Source organism: Actinomyces polynesiensis (genome assembly GCF_000820725.1).
Taxonomy (GTDB): domain Bacteria; phylum Actinomycetota; class Actinomycetes; order Actinomycetales; family Actinomycetaceae; genus Pauljensenia; species Pauljensenia polynesiensis.
In genome coordinates, this window is the sequence record NZ_CCXH01000148.1 from 1 (window position 1) to 5145 (window position 5145).

The 5145-nt window shown below is 74.3% G+C and carries 2 protein-coding genes and 2 pseudogenes; all 4 read right to left on the bottom strand.

What is annotated here, in order from left to right; translation table 11 throughout:
• Nucleotides 1-2152 (bottom strand): SNF2-related protein (locus TA90_RS06695; protein WP_043535292.1); only part of this gene is annotated, 2152 nt, incomplete at its 3' end.
• A gap of 9 nt (nucleotides 2153-2161) precedes the next feature.
• Complete coding sequence (locus TA90_RS15525) at nucleotides 2162-2791, bottom strand: thymidine kinase (RefSeq protein WP_043535293.1); 630 nt, start codon at nucleotides 2789-2791, stop codon at nucleotides 2162-2164.
• Between the two features lie 1008 nt (nucleotides 2792-3799).
• Nucleotides 3800-4711: pseudogene (locus TA90_RS15870) on the bottom strand (DNA polymerase Y family protein); the annotation flags it as partial.
• 90 nt (nucleotides 4712-4801) lie between these two features.
• A pseudogene (locus tag TA90_RS15065) lies at nucleotides 4802-5145 on the bottom strand (hypothetical protein); the annotation flags it as partial.

The following is a 5145-nucleotide window of genomic DNA, read 5'->3' on the forward strand; positions in this document are numbered from 1 at the left end:
CCTGCGCCTCGTCCACGACGAGCCCGGAGAGGTGGATCCCCGCCCACTCCGCCGGCTCCATGCGCACGATGGTGTAGGAGGTGACGATGAGGTCGACCCCCGACGCCAGGTCTGAGAGGCTCTCCCCACGTCGGCGCGACGTGGAGTCGACGACCTCGACGCGCAGGTCGGGGAAGAACCGCCGGGCCTCCCCCGCCCAGGTGCCCAGCACACTCGTCGGCGCCACGACGAGCACCGGTGCACCCGTCGCGTCGGGGACGTCGCGCAGTGCGCGCACCGCGGAGAGCACCTGGATCGTCTTGCCCAGGCCCATGTCGTCGGCGAGGATCCCGCCCAGCCCGAGCCCCGCCAGGGCGGTGAGCCACCGGTGCCCCTGCTCCTGGTAGGGACGCAGTCTCACCGTCGACGAGGGCGGGACGGGCAGCCCCTCGAGCTCCCCGTGCCCGACGATCGCCGAGATGCGCCGGGTCCACTCCCGGGACGCCTCGACGTGGTCGGAGACCTCTTCCAGCTCCTCCCAGAGCCCCGCCTGGAGCACCGACAGCCGCGTGACGCCGTCCTCGCGGTCACCGAGCATCTCCGCGTCGGCGAGCAGCCCGCGCAGGCGCTCCAGACGTTCGCCGTCCAGGGCGACCCACACCCCGTCCACGAGCATGTGGTCGTCGCCCGCGGCGAGGGCGGCCAGCAGGTCGCGCAGCTCCACCTCCCGGCCGTTGACGAGGACGCGGGCACGGAGGTCGAACCAGACGGTCGACCCCTCCGAGCCGATCAAGGTGTCGATGACCATCCCCTCGGCGTCCACGCGCACCGCCGCCACGTCCTCGGAGACGTCCCACTCGAGACCGTCGGGGGTGAGGACGGCGACGACCCGGTCGAGGAACTCCGGGGCGCGCCAGGCGGGCAGGCGCAGCGTCTGGAGCGTGGGGTGCCAGAGCTCCGAGGGCAGCCGGAGCGCAGCGGCGGCGGCCTCGACGGCCCGCTTGAGGTCCTGGGCCGCGGGATCGGCACCGGCCTGTTCCAGGGGAAGGCGCGAGGTGGCCCCGGCGATGGTGTACTCGACCCACCAGCGCACGACCACCGCGGCGCCGCCCTCCAACCTGACCGTGGCGACGATGACGGGGGCGGAGACGACGTCGGGCGTGTAGGAGCCGTCCGTCGAGACCACACCCACACTGCGGTCCAGACGTGGCAGCCACCGGGTCTGGAACTCCGCGAGGTCCTCCGCCGGGACGGTGAGTCCGCCCGACGGGAGGTGGTCGAGGAGGTCCTCCCCACCGCGCAGCTCGGCGATGCGGGTCCCGCCCTCGAGCAGGAGGAGTCGGGTGGGCACGTCGATGCGCGGCGAGGTCACGGTGGCCGTCCCGTCGGTGGCGGCGACCCCCACGGAGAGCCCGTCCCCGGTGCGACGCGCGTCGACGGCGAGTGTCCAGGGGCGGGAGTCGAGGGCGAGGGGCACCAGCGGGTCGATGCCCGCGAAGAGGGAGATCCCCGCACGGTCGAGACGGCGCAACCACGGGCCGGCACGGTCGCCGAGGGCGTCGAGGCTGACCTCGTTGGGGGACCTCCACTGGGGCCCCTCGCGGGACAGGCGGTACCCCTCGCGCAGCAGCGACAGGTGGGTGGGGTTGAGTTCCTCGGTGACGGAGGCCCACTGGGGATTGGTGACGTCGAGCCAGGAGGCCCGTTTGGTCACCCAGCGGGCGTGGGTCCCCGGACGCAGCGGACTCATCCACAGGGGGGAGGAGGGGTCGTGCGTGTCGACGAGGAGGGCCATCGCCTCGCCACCCATCCCGGTCTCCCCGACGATCCCGGACAGGGCGGTGCGCCACTGCCCCTCCTGGGGGGCGGCCCTCCTCAGTTCGTCACGCAGCTGGAGCAGGGTCGCCACGCAGTGACGGCAGTCCCGGCCCACCGTGCACGCGCAGGTGAGGTCCAGACGGCCCTCGACGGCCTCGATCCAGGTGCGGTAGGTGACACCGGAGCCCCGCACCCGTCCCACGGCCCGCAGGCTCCCCTCGGTGCTGACCTCGAGGACACGACCGGAGCGGAAGTAGGTCAGGCCCTTGCCCCAGGTGGCCGGGCCCACCATCGCCATGATGTCGTCATCGCTGAGGTGAACGACGAGACCGCTGAGTGTCTGGGGACTGGCCATCCCTTCAGTCTAGGCGTCCTCCCCGCCGAGTGCCCCGCCCGACTCCTGCAGGTAGCAGGCCCCACACAGGGACTCGTACTCCGAGTCGACGCCGTCGATGGCCACCTGTGCGCCGTCGAAGACGAAACGTCCCCCCACCCGCCGCGCGTTGAAGACCGCCTTGCGTCCGCAGCGGCAGATCGTCTTGAGTTCCTCGAGGGAGTGGGCGATCTCCAGGAGTCTCCGGGCACCCGGGAAGGCCTCGGTGCGGAAGTCCGTGCGGATCCCGTAGGCCAGGACGGGGACGTCCCCCAGGACGGCCAGACGGAGGAAGTCGTCGACCTGGCGGGGTGTGAGGAATTGCGCTTCGTCGATGAGCACGGCGGCGACCCTGCGGGGCTCCCCGTCCGGCCCCGGGTGCGGGTCCTCCCGTGCGGTGCGCTCGAAGACCGCCGGGACCTCGTCGTCGGGTGCGAGGAGGACGTCGACGGTCCGCGTCATGCCCAGGCGCGAGACGATCTCCGCGTCCCCCTTGGTGTCGATGCGGGGCTTGACGAGGACGACGCGCTGGTCGCGCTCCTCGTAGTTGTAGGCCACCTGCAGCAGGGCGGTGGACTTGCCGGAGTTCATCGCCCCGTACCTGAAGTAGAGCTTGGCCATCGCGGTCCTCCCCGTCTCGTGCCGCCCGGGTGATCCTACAGTCGGCCCGCCGTCCCCATCGGCACCCCGGGCCGGGCACCGCCCGCCCGGCACACCGCTCAGTCGTAGACACCCTCCACGTACCACCGCCCCCCGCGCTGGACGAGCAGGAGCGGGGCGCCGTCCTCGCGTCCCACACGCAGGTAGGCACGGGGGGAACGTTGCGAGCCGGGTCCCTCCCACCACCGGCCGAGCACAGCCCAGGGGCCGGACACGTCCCCGAGTCGCACCACCTCCCCTGCCTCCAGGCCCGCCGGGGGCCGGGTCCCGCCCGCCGGATCGGGGAGGAGGAGGACGGGGTGGGCGTCCAGCTCCCCGCGGGACCCACGTGCACCGGCACCAGGCCCTCCCCTGCCCCCTCCGGGTCCGCCCGACCCGTCGCTCCCCCGCGCACCCCGGACACCCGGCGCACCGGCACCCCACCGGGCGCCACCTGATCCGCGGGGACCGTGGGACCCGGCCGGACCGGCGGCACGTCCTGCGCGCCGGCGGCTCCGGGGTTCCGGTCACGGGCACGCCCCCACAGGTGGACGGGGGGGGGACCTCGAGCACGGTGGCCGGGGCGCTGTCCACGCCGCCCTCCCACTCCCCCTCCAGGGGGGCCAGGGTCCCGACCGGGGTGCCCCACGGTGTCTCACGCACCCGCGAGCGCGGATCATGACCTCCCTGGAGGTGCGGGGAGAGCACGCCGTCCTCACCCAGCAGCGACTGGAGGCGCAGGGCCGAGCGCTCCGCGCGGGCATCACCGTCGGCCCGGCCCCACAGCCTCGGCGAGGGCGGGGTCACGCTGAGGTCCGAGGCCACCAGGCCGACCCGCTCCAGGGCGGAGTCCGGCGCCTGCGCCCCCGGGGCCGCGCTGCCCCGTTCCTGTGTCCAGCCCCGCAGCTGCCAGCGCATCCGGTCGACGACGTCGGCGGGACTGGCGCAGTCCACCCCTCCCCAGGTCCGGTCCCGTCGTTGGCCTGTCTCGGTGGCCATCCACACGGTCAGGGTCGCGGCGGAGGCCCCGAGGCGCCACAGCTCCTCGGCAAGTTCCTCGGCCAGACGCCTCAACCCGATGACGACCTCGTCGACGTCACCGGCCGGGGGGTCGAAGGTGGTGGAGACCTCGATGCTCTCCGTCCGGCGCCGCATGGCGCGTGTGGGGAGGTCGCCCCCCGTGCACAGGGACCACAGGACCTCCCCCGCGTGGCCGAAGCGGGTGAGGAGCGCTCGCCGGCCGAGTCCCACCAGGTCGGAGCAGGTGCGGACCCCCAGTTGCGGGAGCAGGTCCAGGGCGTCGGCGACGAGGTCGCGCAGGGCCGTCGGCAGGACGAGGAGGACGCGGTCCAGGGGGAGGTCGGCCAGCAGTTCCGGTGTGTCGGCGGGCTGGACGACGAGGCCACGGCGGGCGGACTCCAGGGCGGCGAGCATCCCGGAGGCGACACCGACCTGGCACTCCGCACCCGTGCCGGCGACGACGGTCTCGACGAGGTCCCCCGCCAGGGCCTCCTCCGACCCGGCCCAGCGCGCGGGGCCTGTCGCGGGTGCCCACGCCAGGCCCGGTCGCAGGCAGACGACACCGGCGGCGACCTCGTCGAAGGCACGCGCCACGGGTTCGAAGGCCGCGGCCTCGCGCAGTGGGTCGTGGGGAAGGAGGACGAGGTCGGGGCACAGGTACTGCGCCGTCGACTGCGGCATCCCCACCCGCACCCCCGCCCGGCGGGCGGGTGCCGTCGTCACCGTGACCCGCCCACGGTGCACCACGGCGGCCGGCGCCCCGGGCGGGGTGTCGACCACCAGGGAGGTGGTCGGCCAGTCCGGCACCCACAGGACGACGCGGCGGGTCCCCCACCTCCCCTCCGGCACACGGCTCCCCTCCACCACACGGGTCTCCCCCATCACACAGCCTCCTCCCCTGCACGCGGGAGCGGAGGGCGGTGGGGGCGTGAGACCCCGGGCCACGCCCGTGTGCTCAGGACCACCCGCCCGTCACGGCGGACACGTGCGGCCAGACGACGCTGCTGGGGGGCCGGACAGCTCGACGCCGTCGACACAGAGCACGTCGACCCCGTCCAGCAGTGTCGCCACCACATCGGCGGCGAGGGGACCGGGGTCGGGGACGCTGACCACACGGACGAGATCGATGCCCGCCTCCCGCGCGGCGACCCACCCGATGTCGTGCACCCCCACGAAGCCGATCCACCCCTGTCCCGGGAGCACGGCGGCCGCTGCACGCAGCAGGGACCCCGTTCCCGACCCCACCTCCAGGACCCTGCCCACCGTCGTCCCGGACCCCTCGGCACCCGCCAGCGGATCCGGACCCCCGGCACGGG